The 16,494-nt window shown below is 65.4% G+C and carries 14 protein-coding genes; 8 read left to right on the forward strand and 6 right to left on the reverse strand.

Annotated features, from left to right (window positions below; all coding sequences use genetic code 11):
• Positions 1-476: 476 nt before the first annotated feature.
• From AB0H61_RS26105 to AB0H61_RS26130, 6 genes are all read right to left on the reverse strand, one after another.
• Complete coding sequence (locus AB0H61_RS26105; RefSeq protein ID WP_357309310.1) at positions 477-986, reverse strand: hypothetical protein; 510 nt, start codon at positions 984-986, stop codon at positions 477-479.
• Between the two features lie 1,338 nt (positions 987-2,324).
• On the reverse strand, positions 2,325-3,137 hold the full coding sequence (locus AB0H61_RS26110; RefSeq protein WP_357309313.1) for a hypothetical protein: 813 nt from the start codon (positions 3,135-3,137) through the stop codon (positions 2,325-2,327).
• A gap of 2 nt (positions 3,138-3,139) precedes the next feature.
• Positions 3,140-4,273: a ParA family protein gene (locus AB0H61_RS26115; protein ID WP_357309315.1), complete on the reverse strand. Its 1,134-nt coding sequence runs from the start codon at positions 4,271-4,273 to the stop codon at positions 3,140-3,142.
• A gap of 1,351 nt (positions 4,274-5,624) precedes the next feature.
• Entirely contained in the window at positions 5,625-6,068 is a 444-nt protein-coding gene (locus AB0H61_RS26120) for a hypothetical protein (RefSeq protein WP_357309318.1), read from the reverse strand.
• Complete coding sequence (locus AB0H61_RS26125) at positions 6,041-6,328, reverse strand: hypothetical protein (RefSeq protein ID WP_357309320.1); 288 nt, start codon at positions 6,326-6,328, stop codon at positions 6,041-6,043. Before AB0H61_RS26125 ends, AB0H61_RS26120 begins: the two co-directional genes overlap by 28 nt.
• Positions 6,325-7,290 (reverse strand): DUF6602 domain-containing protein, encoded by a 966-nt coding sequence (locus AB0H61_RS26130; protein WP_357309323.1) that lies wholly within the window; start codon positions 7,288-7,290, stop codon positions 6,325-6,327. The genes AB0H61_RS26125 and AB0H61_RS26130 overlap by 4 nt, the downstream gene beginning before the upstream one ends.
• Positions 7,291-7,706: 416 nt before the next feature.
• On the opposite strand from AB0H61_RS26130, the gene AB0H61_RS26135 reads away from it, so the two are divergent.
• The 8 genes from AB0H61_RS26135 (at position 7,707) to AB0H61_RS26170 (ending at position 16,326) form a co-directional block, all read left to right on the forward strand.
• Positions 7,707-8,522 (forward strand): hypothetical protein, encoded by an 816-nt coding sequence (locus tag AB0H61_RS26135; RefSeq protein WP_357309326.1) that lies wholly within the window; start codon positions 7,707-7,709, stop codon positions 8,520-8,522.
• Between the two features lie 210 nt (positions 8,523-8,732).
• Positions 8,733-8,993: a hypothetical protein gene (locus AB0H61_RS26140; RefSeq protein WP_357309329.1), complete on the forward strand. Its 261-nt coding sequence runs from the start codon at positions 8,733-8,735 to the stop codon at positions 8,991-8,993.
• Between the two features lie 103 nt (positions 8,994-9,096).
• Entirely contained in the window at positions 9,097-9,666 is a 570-nt protein-coding gene (locus AB0H61_RS26145) for a hypothetical protein (RefSeq protein ID WP_357309331.1), read from the forward strand.
• 650 nt (positions 9,667-10,316) lie between these two features.
• On the forward strand, positions 10,317-12,215 hold the full coding sequence (locus tag AB0H61_RS26150) for a hypothetical protein (RefSeq protein ID WP_357309334.1): 1,899 nt from the start codon (positions 10,317-10,319) through the stop codon (positions 12,213-12,215).
• Positions 12,216-12,989: 774 nt separating this feature from the next.
• A complete protein-coding gene (locus AB0H61_RS26155) occupies positions 12,990-13,214 on the forward strand; it encodes a hypothetical protein (RefSeq protein WP_357309337.1) in 225 nt (74 codons plus the stop codon).
• A gap of 489 nt (positions 13,215-13,703) precedes the next feature.
• Positions 13,704-13,958, forward strand: a complete 255-nt coding sequence (locus AB0H61_RS26160; RefSeq protein ID WP_357309339.1) for a hypothetical protein — start codon at positions 13,704-13,706, stop codon at positions 13,956-13,958.
• Positions 13,955-15,250: a hypothetical protein gene (locus AB0H61_RS26165; RefSeq protein WP_357309342.1), complete on the forward strand. Its 1,296-nt coding sequence runs from the start codon at positions 13,955-13,957 to the stop codon at positions 15,248-15,250. The genes AB0H61_RS26160 and AB0H61_RS26165 overlap by 4 nt, the downstream gene beginning before the upstream one ends.
• Positions 15,247-16,326: a hypothetical protein gene (locus tag AB0H61_RS26170; protein WP_357309345.1), complete on the forward strand. Its 1,080-nt coding sequence runs from the start codon at positions 15,247-15,249 to the stop codon at positions 16,324-16,326. Before AB0H61_RS26165 ends, AB0H61_RS26170 begins: the two co-directional genes overlap by 4 nt.
• Positions 16,327-16,494: the final 168 nt, after the last annotated feature.

Below are 16,494 nucleotides of genomic sequence, written 5' to 3' on the forward strand. Positions count from 1 at the left end.
TGACATATTGCCAGCCCAGAAAGCTTGCACCGCTACAGCTTCCTGATCCCCGGATGATCGACCAGCAGCCGTCGACCCGGATACGGCGATCCAGGTCGACGGCTGCCAGGTACTTCGTGATCTGACCCTGGAAAAGTCGGTCACGGGAGCAACAAACCTCTGGTCATACGGTGGGGCTACTGCCGGAACTCTCCGGCCTTGTAGTGCTGCATGTAGTGCGGCGAGCAGTAGCCGCGAGCTCGGTGCGGGTTGCCGCACTCAGGTTCGGAGCAACCGCGGCGCCCGTAGCTGCGATATGCGGGGTCGAGACATTGCCGGTTGTACCAGGCGTCATAGTGCTTGCGGCACATTCCACGTGCCCGGACTGGCTCCGTGCAGCCGGGTGAAAGGCAACCATCCGCCCCGCCCTCACCACGCTCGGGCCACACGAACGGCTCGACCCGCTGAACCATCTCCTCGAGGCTGGCCATCGCCCGCTAGTCCCACATGCGGCGTTCGACGGCGGCGGCATGCTCGGCGGCGAGCTGCGCGACGAGCTCGGCGTGCTCGCGGTCGAACGCAGCCAACTCGGCGCGAGCCTTCTCGATCCGCGCCTCGTTAGTGTCATCGTCGCAGAACGGGTCACCCCAGTCTCCCTCGTCCATCCGTCGACTGTGCGCATCCGACCACTCCTGTTCAGCGCACCGGACGCGGTGAACGAGAATTGCGCGGTCGGCGCGGAGGTCACGAGGCCACCGCGCCTGTGCTTCGTCCCATGCCGCCTGAATCTGCGCGGCTTCCTCAGCGGTGAGCAGCACTCGGCCGATCGCGGCGACGAAGTCCTCCGGGACACCAGGGCGTCGATAGAACACGTGGTGCGGACCCGCATGAGTGCCGTATGCCTTGCCGTCGACGTGCACCGTGGTGCAGCCGGGGGTGACGGTCACAACGGCGGTGCGGCCGTCGGAAAGGGTTTTCGTCAGCGTGACAACAGAATCGGTAGTCACCGAGGATTCCTTTACCTGCCGGAAGGGACGACGAGCGAGCGCAGGTATGTGCCTGCGCAAATCACGTTGCCGTTGAAATCCTCGCGCCGAGTGAGCGCGCTGCCGATCCCGCCGGAAGCGGGTCGCTCAGACAGTAGCACGATCGAGTATCCGGCGCGGTCGCACTGGAGTCGTCAGACGAGGCACCGGCTGCTAGAACGAAACCCACCTTGACTTCATCTGTGACAGTGCACCACATACTCAGCTCACTGTGACGGCCTCAATCTCGACGAGACAGCGGTGTCCTCAGCTTCGACTGCGCCGCGCAACGCGTGCTCGATCTCGCTGTCCTCTGCCCCGCCAGAACACCAGGCAGCTGCGGATGGGCTGCGTGATCTGGTAGGCAGTGCTCGGCAACCTCGCCTGCCGCACTTCCTCTGCCACAGAGAGCAATTCGACGTCACCGTCGACACCAGCGGCCGCCAGATCCTCGGCGAATGTGCGGCGGTACCTATGCGAGACCGGCAGCCGCTCTAGGGCGCCGATATCCACCGCCGGATATCTCAGTGATAGTGGCCGTTTCAGTCGATCGTAGGCTTCGTTCACCGAATCCCTCCTGGGTCCGGCCGGCATCGCCATCATGGTTGCACCTGCGGGATACCGCGGCTGCTGTCCGCTCCGAATCATCCACCCCGACTGAACCTCTCACCTGCATCGTGTCCCGGATACCCCAACCGGCAGCCTACGCAGCTGTTCGGGATCCCGCGAAAGGATCCCGGCCGAGGCAACCCCGGCTCCCGAAATGTCTGCTGCCCGCGCCGGGTGGTGCGGCGAATCCATCCGGCACCCGGCTGGCGGGCGCGGAACTCGCCGCGCGCACGGCAGGTTGTTCGAAAATGCGTCGGCCATCATGGTTGCGTGGCAGCGTCATCCGGGGCCGCCAGCCCTTTGTTGAGGTTGATCTGATGCGCACGCTCCCGAATCTCACTGTCGTCGCGTGGGTAGAGCGCTTGGAGCGCGAGCTTCGGTGTGCGGTGCCGACCGTGGCAGGGCTCAGTTGAGAAAGTTCCGGTATGAGCCGGGCGTGACTCCTCCGCTTCACCCCTCCCCTCCCCCTCCCCGGCACTTGATACGTCACTGTGACGTACGACAGTCGAAATCCCCCGGTTCGACTGGCGACTGCACACACCTGGCAATGCCTCAGCGCCGACATCGCGTCGCCGAGGGGCGCTGCGGCCGCCGACATCCGTTTGGCTGGAGCAGGTGTTCGGCGGCCGGGGCCCGAGAGCTACAGCTTGGGCTGACTACTGGAGATCACCCGTAGTTGCTCAGCAAGCATCCATCCCGTTGACAATGCCATCACGCTTCGTCTAGATCGACCTCCGAGGGGTTGTATGAAGCATCCAGTCGGTCGAGCGAATCGAGAAGCCGGATCAGAGCAGCGGTTTGAAGGTGTCCGGTCTTTCCGTAGCCGTGTTTGCGGCGCAGATCGCGTGAGATTCCCTTGAAACGGGTGGCCGTGGTCTTGCGGAGTCGGCCTGTGGTGCCTTTGGTATCAGGGGTGTGCAGCCCAAGGGTGTTCAGATAGGCATCGACCCACTCGACCGCTGTCTTCACGTCCTCGGGCACGAGAGACAACGCCGCCTCCATGTAATGGGTTTCGGCGAAATCCGCGCCGAACCTTTCTGCGTCGATCGCGCGGCGATCGGCGAGGCGCGCTTTCACGTCCTCTGAGATGCGTATAGGTGCACTGCCCCACTCTCCGGAGTACCGTCTTGCGGAGGTGAAGGCTTCCTCAAGCGCTGCCCTGACCTTCTGGTCATCCCGTAGACGTTGTGCCTCGGCACGGAGCGGCTTTTTGGGCTGTGCGGATTTTTCGGTCCGCGTCTGGTTGGTTGTCGAGCTCGTTCGCTTTGCTTCGGCGGCAGGTTCGGGGTCGGGCTGTGGGCCGAGGTCGGGGTCGGGGTCGACTGCGGCGCCCTCGCCAGCTGGACTGTTGGTCGCGCTCAGTGTGGTAACTGTCGCCAGCCTGCCTCCAGGTTCCGGGGTAGGGCTGGGCTCACGTTCGTTTTTGCTGGTCTGGTTCTGGGCGCTTTCGGCCTCGCTTTGCGTCTTGGTCTGGGAAGCGGTGCCGTAGCTGCCCTTGATGGTCGGCTTACGTTCCAAAGGCATTGCTACTGAGCCTCCTTATCAGCAACCTCTTTGTCGACAATCGCACCCGTAGCCCACGGGGAAAGCTCCGGCCACGCCTTCCGCCAAAGCCTTTCGAGTTCATCCGCGTCGGGGTGCCCGATCTTGCGGAGGATCTTGAGGACGATGGCCTCGGCGATTTGGCACAGTTCCGTCGCCGCTACGCGCTGTTTGCTGTCGGCCAGGAAGGCTGAGACCGGTGCGCGGTATCCCTGGGAGTTGGGTACCAGGGTTCGAGATGAGATCCGCGGTTCCCAGATCTCCACGTTGACGGTCGGATCGCCCGCAGCTTGTGCATTGCGCAGTTCGGTCATCTCCGCGCGTGTGACGATGCCTTGAGGATTGTATGAAGTGAATACGAGTCCGAGGTCTTGAAGCTTTGGGCTTCCCCAGTTGTCGCGGACATCATGAGCAAACTCCAGGGTGTCCGCGATCGCTTTCATTCCGAATGGCTCTGCCGTTGTCAGTAGTACAAATCGTCTCTGGGCCAAAAGGATTGCCCGTGCCAGATCCGCGCCACCGGGCAGCATGTCTGTGAACGTCAGATCCCAGCGGCGGCGTGGAATCACACCGCCTGGAGATAGTGGCTTGTTCAGCGCACGATCGAGACGGCGAACATCAGCAAGGTTCCACCCCTTGCTGATGTTCTCCAGAGCCTTGTATGCCGGGATAATCGCGAGTGTGCCGATCTTTCCACGCACTAGCGGTCCACCACGCACAAAGTCGGCCTCAGAGTTGTGTCCCCAGCCGAAGAGTTGGAAGCCCTCGTCGACAACACCATCTTGATTGGCTTCCAGGATCTCTACCAGGGTATCTCTGTCTGGAATCTCTTCGGTCTGTCCTCCGAGCTTTAGGTTGCCCGTTGGGACCATGTTGACCTCGTTGTCCAGAGCTACAGAGAGGTTGCCCTGCGGGTCTCCATCGATACCGAGAACGTTCAGACCGAAGCGCACAGCGGCATCGGCGAGCATGGCTGTGAGTGACGACTTACCGACTCCGCCTTTCTTACCAAGAATCGCCACAGAGTTGTCCGGATCTTCGATTCCTTCTCTGATCCATGCGGACGGAGACAGGCTCTCCAGAAGGACCGCACGGTCCTCCTCTTCGACTTGTGTCATCCCCCAAGTCCTTTCGTCATGTCATGCGAACGATGGTGATCGTACTTCAGCTCAATCGACTCCTCATGTCGACACGCTGAAGAGCGCATTGAGCAGCTACAGAGTCCGCGTTGATCGCTGGACACCAAAGCCTTTGGATTGGTCTTGTTGATCAGAGCGGAAGATGAGGCTTCCTTACGAATCTCATCGGCGATCTCCAGATAGGTGTTAGAAGTACTGTTAGTCTGTTATAACGCGAGCTCAGAAGCTGTTTCAGTTCGGACTCCACGCCACGATCGGCTCGATTGCTGGGCACTAGAGAGGGGAGCTTTCACGGGGGCAAGCCAAACAGCTGCCCCAGCAACTCGGGCCAGTGACATGAAGATCGGGACGAGCGACAGCAGAGAACGTCGATCCCGCGCCGAGCCGCCCCGTAAGCAGGAACCTACCCGTCAGGGCCTTCCGGCGTTTCGGGAGTCGAAATCGGGGGACGAAAATCCAGCTGCCGACCGCTATTTCGAGGGCCTCGTTCGGCGATTCGTCACTGTGACGCATCTCCCGAAGGGTGCTTGTAGCAACCGGGGGGTTGAGCGTGCAGCGTGGCGACTAGACCATTCTTATCTAATAGGCCGAAAGTTACTCAAACCATGAGGATTTCAACCAAACTGCACCTTCTGCGATCCCGTCTGGCCCCCGGCACCGGCAAGTTGGATCGCCGTGTTGTACACCCGCCAGCTCGTGCTCCCGGCGCGCGCGAGGACGCAGACCACTTTTGGTTGCGAGATCAGATGGGCACCTCCGACAGATTCCGAACCAAAGAGACATCCGACGGGATGGGCGGGGGCCACTCACGGGACGTCTGAAGGTTCCCGAGGATGGCGACCTCGTTCGGCGCCGGGGCATGCATCTCTGGCGATATGGCGGGCGGCGGCAAAGTCAGATGCGTAAAGCCATTCTCGATGTTCCGACGTCGTGGGGCCGCGTCATTGAAAGTAGCGGTGATAGCCGGACCACCTGACCGCTATCGGACATGTGTTCTGAACTGAACGACAACACCGACGGAATCGTCTTCCGGATCCCGCGAGCTTGTAGCTAGCCCCATGAAGGACCCGGCCGCACAGCTTTGCTCGTGCGGCCGGTCCTCGAGTCGGCCGCACAGTATGGTCATGGACTGCCTCTGGCAGCTACCGGCGCCACACGTTGACGCGTTCACGGATCAGCAGCGCAGCGCCATCGGGTCCCTCAGGTAACCAACAGTCGACGAGTTCCAGCAGTTCCTGACCGGCCAAGCGGCTACCGCGCAGGTCAACCTCTTCGGAGTCGGCGTCGGCCACGCATTCAACAACGGTCAGTGACGTGTCATCTGACCTGGTCAGGGCTGTGGGGCGTGGTTGGTGAAGTAGCTGTCGGTGTCGCTGCCGAGGGCGAGTTCCCATGCGCGGGCCGCGCGTTCGCTGCCGGTAGGCAGGTCGCCGCGGGCGATGCGGTCGAGCGCGGCCTGGTGGATGGCGGTGATGGTGGTGTGATGCAGGGCGGCAATGGCTCCGAGGTCGGCGACGGTGACGCAGGTGTCGTGCTTGCTGGCGTTCTCGATGTCGCAGTAGCGGCCGCCGGGGATGCCGAGTTGGTCGGCGATGGTCGTGCGGTCGAGTCCTGCGTTGATGCGCAGCAGTGCGATCTCCATGCCGAGCGCGGTGGCCAGTGTGGGCGAGGTGGGAGCGGCTCGAGAGGATGCCGCGGCCATCGCGCCCCGGTCGTCGAGCTCATCGGTGGCACGTCTGCCTGGGGTCAAGTCGAGGTCGCGCGGTCGGTCCACGGCGAGACCGACTCCGGACCGCCACCCTCGACGTTGTCGGCGTGAACGAACAGAGCCAGGTGGGCCGGGTCGTCGGTGGCCCGGTAGTCGGTGTCGACAAAGCACCCGGCGCCGCCGCGCTGCACCATCACCAGTGCCTCCCGGCGGCACCGGTGCGGCGGTGCCGTCGCCGCCGGTGGACACATTCGCGGTGGGCCGCCCCGGGCGCGGATCAGCCAATTCTGTTCAGCCACGCCATCGGCGTCGCTGCCGAGGTTCACCAGTACATCTTGTACAGAACGAGTCCGCGCTCGAATGCCGCGCGATCCTCCGGCCCGAGGAACAGATCGGGTGAGAAGAGGCGATTACGCGCCGAGGTCGAGGACAGGCTGTAGACGGAGGTGTCCGTGACACGGAACCCGTCGGCGAGGGCGGACAGGGAATCGTCGTAGTAGCTCAGCTTTTGATATAGCAGTCCGATCAGCACTGCCACCGGCGGCAGCGCAAGGCCGCTGGCGTCCTTAATCGATTCGTCATGACCTACGTTCAAGAACGAGTACTGAATGTGGCCGCCGGGCGGCGAAACACTCGGCGGCAGTATGGCCGCTACCTGCGGTGACACGATCTGCACCATCTTGGACCAGCAGTTGAGATCGGCCACGCACAGCAGGTCCAGGGCCTCCCGTGGCTCCATACTGTGTTCGGCGTCGAGCTCTGCCAATGCCGATGTGGTGGTCGCAATCGGCTTCGAGGCCGCCGATTTCCACGAATGAGTGTGCGCAAGCACGCCGTACAGGAAAGGCGTCAGGAGTCTGCTGTGGAGATTCCTCGCCCGCAGCGTCGCGGCTCGGCGCACCTTCGCCGCTTCCCTGACCGCTTCGGCCAGCCCGCTCCGGTCGAGCGTCAATTTCGAGCTGAACGCGGCGACCACACCGGACAGCAGCACTTCGTGCCGATCGCGCAGCGCGGCGGGGTAGGCAGGGTGGAAGATTACGATGTCGGTCTCCCCGGAAATGTCTGAGCCGTCCTCGGCCTCGTGTTCCAGGAGAATGTATTTGCGGTACCCGATCTCGTACTGCGGCGGGAGCCACGCGCGCAGGAACCGACCCCAGATCTCTTCACCATGATGTCCTGACCTCTGCACTCCGCTGGATTCGGCGGCGGCCGCGTGAGCGTCGCCGAAATCACGCTGCATCTGGTCGGCGATATCTTTGAGCCATTTGTGGTGACGGTGGGTAGCCATTCATGTCCTATTGGCAGTCGGAGTGTGCATGCTCGCGGCGGACCGCACCGACAACGCTAGCCAGGCATACCGACCTCTTCCGGCCGAGCTCGTCCCGGTAGGCACGGCGCTGAACACGACTTCGGATACCGACAGTAGTTGACATATCCACCTCCGTCGCACGGTTCCGGAACCCCTGTCAGGTTGGTGTCCGATAAGGGAAATTAACGGACCCAGAACCGGAAACACCCTGGTAGCGCACAGTTTTCGCGCTAGCCTGACCCGTCGTCGGGGGGAAATGTGGCGGTGAACGGGCCTACACTCGCCAGAATCCGCATCTCAGCGATCCCAAGGGGGAACACCGTGACCGACGACGACCACCAGCCCGCAAGTGCGGGCGGCGTGCCGACACTCGTCACAGTGTGGGTTTGGTCGGCATGACCCGCCCCACCGGAGCGGACGTCGCAGCGGAGCCGACCGACGATCGCGCTCTGCGAGTACTCGTACCCGACCATCCCGATCTGGCCGGGCAACTCGGCTGTGCCATCGATTTCGCCGACGCCCTGCGCCACGCCAACGACCCCGACCCCGACCCCGATGGCGACGATACCGAGCCGTGGCGGCTGCCCGCCCAGCTCGTCGACCCGGCGCTACAGACCGCGCTGGAAGTTCTCGTGCACCGTGACTGGCACTTCGATGTCGGCCGCGACAGCGACGACCGGCGGACCGAGATCGGTGTCACCCACGCCGGTGTCGAGCACATCGGGCTCTACACCGCGACTGCGACCCGCACCCAGCTGTCACTGCTGTCCGCCGCGCTGGAACAATTCGTCACTGCCGAGACCATCCCGCTGTCCCAGCGCACGCCGGACCAGCGCGAGATCGCCGAGTTCGCCGCGGCGTGGCGTGATGCCGAGGAAGCCGGTGGCGATGCCGCGCTGTCGGCGTGGCAGACCACCGTGCGGATCTTGACCCTGGCGATCATCGCCATCCCGGGCAGCTGGGGTGATCGCCCGGCGCGGCTGTACAACGCCGAGGGCATCCTGGTGCCCACCCCGCCCGCCGAGGAGTCCACGCCCGCCGCCGACACCCTCACGGTGCTGGACCGCATCGACGCCGCCAGCGGCGGATCCGTCGACCTGGACGACACCGGGTGGCGGGCATGGCGGCGACTCACCGCCGAATGGCACGCCGCGATCTACGGGGCCCGGTCCAGCGACCACAGCGCGGTGCTGTCCTCCTTTGCCTACTGACCCTGTTCCCACAGCCACCACCCCCACGGATGGCCCATGACCACCAGCACCGCCGACCTGCTGGCTCGACGCCGGAGCCACGCTGGCCGACAACGATTTCCACGCCGCCGCCCGTCTCATTCGATCTGCTCCGCTCGCACCGGATCGATTCAGCGCGGCAGATGGAGCGAGACGGGACGGTGGCAGTGGATGTGGGCATAGAGTGGCGGCATGTGGGACTGCGAGGCGTACGGCGCGGAAGGCACCGAAATCGGTGCACTGTGCTTCTTCGCCGATCGCGGTGAGCGCGTGTGCGGCAGTCAGGCCGAGTGCCAGCGCGCCATGGCCGCCGAGCGCGGACGAATCTTCGTGCGCATCAACGAGAAGGCGGTCGACGGCGACCAGGCCGCGATCTATCTGGCAGACAAGTTCGCCCGCCCGGATCAACTGCTCGGTGGCGGCGGCGAGGTCGAAGACAACGACCCCGCCTAGCTGCTGCGGGGCCAGCTCGCCGAGGACGTAGTTCACCTTCTCCGGGGTGTAGCCGGACGTTCTCCAAACGGCCCCGGCCTCGGGATTCGGGCCAGGCCTGTCGGTGGCCGACGCGACAATCGAGGAAAACCGTAGGGGGCGAATGCCTGTGGCGCGCGATGGACACACATCCGACGACACCGCCGACGGCGAAGAGAATCCGTACACGGAACACCTGTGGCCGCGGCCACCGCATCCGCTTCTGCGGAAGCTCGACCCCCGGCGCATCCGGCAGCGGCGCCAGACGCGCCGCGCGGTCCGCTACAAGCACTACGGGCCACCGATCGATGGGGGCCAAGCCACCGACTTCCGCTCAATCACCTTCTGGCACCGGCACCAGCCCGGCGGCCCGGTTGGCAAGCTCAACTACCTGATCTGCCACCAGTGCCGAATCGGCTTCATCGGCGACATCCACGAGCAGAAAAACTTGTGGGGCCAAGGCATCGCCACCCGCGCCCTTGCCCACCTCCGTGACCAGCTCCCCGGCTACACGTGGCAGACCAGCCGCCACAAACCCACCGCGAAATCATTCTGGCTGCTGGTCGCCGAACGCACCGGCAAGGACTACGCCGACACCACACCCGACCGCACATGCGAGCACCTCGCACGGTTCTGGCGCGGCGGCCCGACCTGAACCGCGTGGCGAACGCCGCCGGTCAGCTACTGCCATCCTGATTGCGAGGCGCACCTAGCATCACACACACTCTTGTGGAACGTCGTTGAAAAGGACAGTATTTCAGCGAATAGGGCAGTGGAAAGTTCAGCGGGCGTCCAGGATCAGTTCAGCAGCGCAAGACGTAAGTGCCACATTTGAGGGCTGCCGGTCGGACTGCACGAGCCTTCGCTGATCCTGCATCTGAGCGCCTGCACGCTGCGACTGATCCTGCATCCACTCACCGAGGCAGCGGTCCGATCGGCGGCAGCCTGGATCGAGCGGCACACCGCGCACGCCGCGCACCGACTCGCCACGGCGGTGAACCGAGTGAGGCAGTGGATGCGCAATCGCCTGCGCCGCAACCGATGACCTCCCGCACATGGCTGGTCAGAGGTTGCTCGTCCAGGAAGATGGTTTCGCACTCGTGGACGCCGGTGGCCGAAGCGGTCCGTCACGGTGAGAGGCGACACGAGAATGAGTGCGCCGAGCTGGGAACACGACCTCGGCGGGTCCGCCAGAAAGCAGTATTCGAGCTGCGGTTTCCGGGTGATGACGAGTTCGTCGCGGCAGCGCAAAGGTTCGACCCGATTGCCGGTGGCCGCGCCCGCGTCTGCGAGATGATCACCGACATGGCCGCTGACAAGGTCGAGGATCCGTGGGTCAAACGGCTCCGTGACGCCGCGGAGGCGGGCGAGCGTCTCGACCTGGCCGCAGATCTTCCTCAGGAATCGCCCGACCGGAACCCGGCCCACGCCCAGAGCTGGGGAACGGACCGACAACTACCCGCCGCCGCGCTCCGGGCCGTTCTCCTCGATCGCACCCTGTCCGTCGACCCCCGCGGGCTACGGATCAACGGCGCACGGATCACCGGGCCGGTAGATCTCGAAAACGTGCAGTTCGAGCACCCCCTTCACCTCACGGAATCCCACATCGCACACGACATCGACCTGTCCGGCTCTAAGTTGAAAGAACTCAACCTCAGCAGGTCCCACATCACCTCACTCAACCTCACTAACGCGACCGTCATCGGTGACGTGTTCGCCCGCGACGGGTTTACCGCCGCCGGCACGATCCGGGCCGCCGTCGCGCGGATCGGCGGCATGTTCGACCTGAGCGGTGCCATCCTCATCAACCCCGGCGGGATCGCCCTCGACCTCGACGGCGCGACCGTCATCGGTGACCTGTTCGCCCGCGACAGGTTCGCCGCCACCGGCACGATCCGGGCCCCCTGCGCGCGGATCGGCGGCATGTTCGACCTGAGCGGTGCCATCCTCAACACCAACGGGATCGCCCTCGACCTCGGAGGCGCGACCGTCACCGGTGGCTTGGGTGCCCTCGACGGGTTCACCGCGACCGGCGCGATCGAGGCCCCTGGCGCGAGCTTCGCCGTGCTCGTGCTGAGCGGCGCCACCCTCATCAACCCCGGCGGGATCGCCCTGCTCCTCGACGGCGCGACCGTCATCGGTGACCTGTTCGCCCGCGACAGGTTCGCCGCCACCGGCACGATCCGGGCCCGCGCGAGCATCGGCGGCCAGCTCGACCTGAGTGGAGCGATCCTCACCAACACCAACCCCGACGGGTTCGCGCTCGACCTCGACGGCGCGACCGTCACCGGTGACCTGTTCGCCCGCGACGGGTTTACCGCCACCGGCGCGATCCGGGCCCTCTCCGCGACCGTGGGCGGCCAACTCGACCTGAGCGGCGCCACCCTCGCCAACCCCGGCGGGATCGCCCTCAACCTCGAAGGCGCGACCGTCGCGGGACTGCGGCTGACGCCGACCAAGGTCGACGGAAAAATCGCTCTGACCCGCGCCACGATCACCGACCTGCGGACCCCGGACAACTCTCTTCCCCCCGGGCAACTGATCGCCATCGGATGGCAGGTCACCGACATGCATGGGCAGATCCGAACCAATCGCGCCGCCGCGACAGCCTGGCTGAAAACCACCCCATCCGAGTTCGGGTTCACTGTCCAGCCCTGGCACACCCTGGCCGCGGTCTACGACCGCAACGGCCAACCCGCCGACGCCCGCCGACTCAGATTCACTGCCGCCAACCAGGTCACCAAGCAGGCACCGCGGTACTCCAAGCCGCTGCGCTGGACGTACCTGGCGGTCGCCGGACACGGCTACTACCCGCTGCTCGCGGCGTTGTGGCTGGTCGCCGCCCTCATTCTTGGGACGGTGCTCGTCAGCTCCAACCGCGCCGATTTCGTCCCGACCGACCCGGCCGCCGCACACGCGGCCGCAACAGCCCACGCACACAACAACCCCGGCGATCCGCCCCCCTCACCGATCACCGCCAACGTGTCCTGCCGCCTGTACCCCGACTACCCCTGCTTCAACCGGGTGAACTACACCCTGACCAACGTCGTCCCCGCCGCCCTCGGCAACCAAAAGACGGACTGGACAACGAAATCGCAGGCCTCACTCGTCCTCAGCTGGGGCCTGCCGATCCTGCGGATCCTGTCCTGGGTCTTCACCGCCATCCTCCTCGCCGGCGTCACCGGCCTACTCCGGAAGACCTGACACTTGCCCGCGCGCTCGTGTCGCTGGTCGGCGGCATCGGATTCGACGTCGACCCAGACCGTCGCGTCCACCCCGCCATCGGCACCGTCACCGGGATGCCCCGCGCAACCTCTGGCGCCTGGTCGAAACCCCAACATCCCCTGACCAGACACGGCCGGACCGACGAAAAGGCACTTCAATGCCCACGCTGGTTCTGCGTCAGCTTCGGTGGCATCCGGCGCTACCGATTCACTGTCCTGTTCAGTGACATGTTTCGATCCGGAGTGACGAGGGCAAACCGTTCAGTGTCCAGCTCACGGGCGTGAGCTACTGAACTGTTCGATGGCGTTCGACAACTCGCACCGATTAATGGTCCCCAGTTTGCGAGATCAACTGGTCGTTTCCGACAGATCAGATGAGAACTCGTCACGCGTACGACAGATCGCTTGCGAATCCGACAGATCAGATGAGAACTGACAATTTCAGTGGGAACTCGCACTCAGCACCAAGTCGATTTCCGGCGTTTCCTGTCGTGCCTACATAGTCACTTCGTGGTTGTGTGTCCGGGCTTCCGATAATGGCACTTATCGGAACCCCAACCATCATTGACCCAGTTCAGCGCATATCTTTTCCCCTGGTTTCGCGGCGTTTCGTTGTGGCTTCCGAGGTTAGGGCCGGTAAGCTCGGCGATCGTGAGGAACACCGGCTCCGCGGCGACCCAGCCGGTGGCTTCCCGCAGGCGCGCGGAACCGCGGCACTTCACCGACGACAGAGGAACAGGCGGGGTGGACGGGCATGGACGATGGTGCGGTCGAGGCATTCTCGGCGGCGACCTGGTGGGCGAGGCAGTTCGCCGTCGGCGAGGACATCACCCGCGACACCGGCAGCGAACCGCTGGATCGGTTCTACAAGGCCGCGACCTTGCCCCTGGATCCTCCGTCCGCTCACCAGGTCGACGCGTTCCGCAGCCGGCTCTGGCGCGACGTGCTCGCCCTGATCGGATCCCCGGAATATCGGTGACACCGGCCCTACGTTCGAACGAGTTCGCGGTGGAACGGATTCCGTCGCATCGGAACCGACTATTACCCGGACGAGATCCTCGCCCGCGCCCTGCGCGCGGCGCGGTTCGAGGCCGTCGACGGACTGATCCGTCTGCCACCCAAGAGCTGGATGTGGATCGACCCGGGTCGAGTCACCGTCCAGGTCGGTCGCGAGAGCGCGATCGAGAGCATTCCGCTGCTGGAGATCGATTCCGATGCACAGTCGACCGGGCACACAGGACCGAGCTGGGCCATCGCGCCGCGGCCGGATCGCGCCGGTGCCAGGAGACGGCACCCCGCGACGGGACCCGCGAGGTCGGGACATGACATCCCCGCAGGTCGACAGGCTCGGCAAGCGTCCTGCGTTGTCGAGCGAGGATCCCGACAGCTGTGCCGCGACAAACGATCGTTGGGCTATGCGACTGCGGCCCGGATACTTCACCAGACCCCCGAACTGAGACGAGAACCGATGGCTGACACCGAAACCCAGATCGAGACGCTGGCCCGGCTGGCGTTCCAGACCGCGGGTTCGCTGCGCTTGACGGCCGAGCTGATGACGACGCTGGGCTGGCAGCCCGACGGGCACAGCCCCGCAGATGTGCGGGAGATGGCCGACGCGCTGACCGGGATGGCGATGCGGGGAGCGATGCACGCGGGCAACAACGGTCTGCTCACCGAGTTCACCGGCCGCGAGTGGCGCGAGCTGGACGGCGAGGGTCTGTGAATCAGCCAGCAGCGCAGGATGTCTCGCGGCCACGACTATCCCGTGATGATCGAGCGCGGATCCGGCGCCGCCGCAACAGCGCGCAGACCGACGCCGGAATCCGGCTCACTGCGACCGGCACCGAGCTGCGCGCAGTCGAACCCGCGGACGTGCCGGATCTGCCCGAGTCCGCGCGGGCCGCGACCGCGCACCGTCGTGCGCACGCCAAGGCCGACAACACTCGCCGTAGCTACGCCAGCGCGTGGCGGCGCTTCGAAAAGTGGTGCGACACAATGGGTGTGCCCGCCTTGCCAGCGCACCCGGAAGTGGTGGCGGCGTACCTGGCTATTGCCGACGACGTGCGCACCGAGGACGGCGATCACGCCTACGCCATGGCCACGCTCGAGTTGTGGAACGCCGCGATCGGGCACGCGCACAGCGTGGCCGGATTCGCGCATCCCGGTCAGACGGTGATGGTCACCGAGGTGCTCAGTGGCAGCCGCCGACTGCGCGCGGAGGAGGGCGAAGAGACCGGCCAAGCACCTCCGCTCCTGTTGACCGACCTCCGGCGCATCACGGCCGCGATCGCCGAGCACGCGAGCGCAGCCGGGGACTGGAAGGCCGAGGTGTACGCGCGCCGCGACATCGCGTTGCTGGTTCTCGGGTACGCGGGGGGCTTTCGGCGCAGCGAGGTCACCGGACTGTGGGTCGCCGATGTCACCAAAGCCAATGACCCGGAAGACAATTGGCTGCAGGTGCGGCTGCGCAGCACCAAGACCTCGCCGACCGCACCCGCCTCGGTCGTACTCGCCCGCGGTACCTCCTCGCCGCTGAACTGCCCGTGGTGTGCGTTCTTGCGGTGGCTCACGGTCCTGGCCGCCTACGACAGCGCCGCTGCGGCCGCTGCTCCGGACCAACGCGAAGACTACGGAGCGGTGGCGCTGCGGCGGCGGCTGGGCCGCCAGGGTCCACTCATCGAGCACATTTGTCGGCAGCCGTGGCCGGATCTGAAGGCGCGCAGGGTTCCATTGTTCCGGCCCCTCGATCACGGGCTGCCACGCGATCTCACCGCGCTCTCAGGGCGCTCGCTGTCGGACATCATCACCAAGCGGGCACGGCAAGCCGGGTACCCCGAACCGGACGCGGCGAGGTTCAGCGGGCACTCGTTGCGCGCGGGACTGGACACCGACCTGCTCGAGCGGGGTGCGTCGCCCTACGACGTCGGCAAACACACCAGGCAAACCGAACGCACCGTGCGCCGCTACGACCGCAACGACCGCTGGACCAACAACCCCACGGCGGGGCTGCTGTGATCGTCGCGCCCCCCGAGGGTTTGCCTGACCGCTACCTGGGGGGTTGGCGACACTGGGCACGCTGGTGTGCGGTCACCGACAACCCCGCCCTGCCGACCGGGCCGCACGATCCGACAGACCCGCTCGTGGTCTACCGATACCTCAGCGAGCACTGCGGTGATGCGCCCGCGACGGCGCGCGGGCGCATCACGGCGATCAACCATGCACACGTGATCATGAAACACTCGCCACCGGGCCGGCACGAGGTGATCCGGCAGGCGCTGAGCCGTCGCCGCGCCGAGAGACTGGCGCGGCTGGCGACCGTGGTGGATCGGCGGCTGCCCGGTATCCCGAGCTTGGGGTGGCCACACGGGTTGTTCGGCCGCCGTGACGCCGCACTGCTGGTGCTCGCTGCCGCCGGGTTGTCCGCGCCCCGCATCTCGGCCCTCACCCGCGGCGACGTCACAGAAGCGAAAGATGTTGTCCTGGTGGGTGATCCACCGATATGCATCGAGGCCGCCCGCGACCCGTACCGGTGCCCTGCCGCCGCACTACGGCGCTGGCTGACCACCCACGAGCTGGTGGCGCAACCGTATGGGCGTGGCCTGCTCGAACATCACCTCCAAACTCGCACCCTTGCTGACCCCGAGGTCGGCACTGTCCGGCCGGACGTACCGTTGTTCACCAGCTTCGATCGGTTCGGGTGGACACCGCTGCCGGATGTCGACCCCGTGACCGGCAGACGGCCAGTTCTCCAGCCGTTGTCCGCGGAGTCGGTGACAGCGATCGTGCGCGCCCACGTGTCCGGCCGGGCGGCGCCGCATCGGCACCGGCGTGCCATCGCATCGACCGACGAACCCAAGGCCGCATCGCCGATGGCCGAGATCATTCTCGATCCCGACTACCACGAAGCCGGGGTCACCGCCCGCCAGCGCGGCACCGCAGGGCTCGGCGCCGAGATCGACGATCTACTGGCCGATTTCGACGCCGGTGCCGCCGAGCTCAATGCCCGGATCGCCGCGCTGGTCGAGCTGGCTACTGGATCCAGCGATCCCTCCTCGTCGCTGACCCCGGCACCGAGTGGCGTAACGGATTGACTCGCGGACAAACCGAGATCTACCGCTGAAATGTGCGGTTCAGATACCCACCTCGGACACCGACTATAAACGTCACTGTGACGCATGAAGATTCGATATCCGTGCACGGATCAGCGCACCGTGTAGGCCACCCTTGCGCTCGTCCTACACCAACCACTACCCCGGGCC

The sequence above is a fragment of the Nocardia sp. NPDC050710 genome, assembly GCF_040654375.1.
In the GTDB taxonomy this organism is placed as follows: domain Bacteria; phylum Actinomycetota; class Actinomycetes; order Mycobacteriales; family Mycobacteriaceae; genus Nocardia.